The organism is Massilia sp. CFBP 13721 (genome assembly GCF_014842025.1).
In the GTDB taxonomy this organism is placed as follows: Bacteria; Pseudomonadota; Gammaproteobacteria; order Burkholderiales; family Burkholderiaceae_D; genus Telluria.
The window spans coordinates 1-424 of the sequence record NZ_JACYUY010000074.1; the positions used below are offsets into that span (position 1 = coordinate 1).

1 protein-coding gene is annotated in these 424 nt (G+C 52.8%); it reads right to left on the reverse strand.

Annotated elements, in window-relative coordinates:
• Positions 1-32: 32 nt before the first annotated feature.
• The coding region (locus IFT60_RS26220; RefSeq protein ID WP_192057030.1) for an IS3 family transposase at positions 33-424 on the reverse strand (392 nt) is incomplete at its 5' end.

The following is a 424-nucleotide window of genomic DNA, read 5'->3' on the forward strand; positions in this document are numbered from 1 at the left end:
TGAAGTGACCCCACAAAGTTGGACAGTTGCGCTTATGCTGCTGCCAATTGCTGAGTCCTGAATTGTACAGGGCTCAGCCCGCCGAGTTTGAGCTTGATGCGGTCGTGATTGTAGTAATGGATGTAATCGGTGATCCCGGCCTCTAACTGCTCAATGCTGGTGAATTTGTTCAGGTAAAAAAATTCCGACTTGAGCACCCCAAAGAAGCTTTCCATGGCCGCGTTGTCGTGGCAGTTCCCCTTGCGCGACATGCTCTGCACCATGCCACGGTTCTTGAGATCTTCTCGATAAGCAGGCATGCGGTATTGCCAGCCCTGGTCGGAGTGGAGCATCGGTTTGTCCGTCGAATCGAGCTTGGAGAATGCCTTGGCAAGCATGCCAGTGACGAGCTTGAATTCAGGGCGCCTGTTCATTTCGAAGGCGA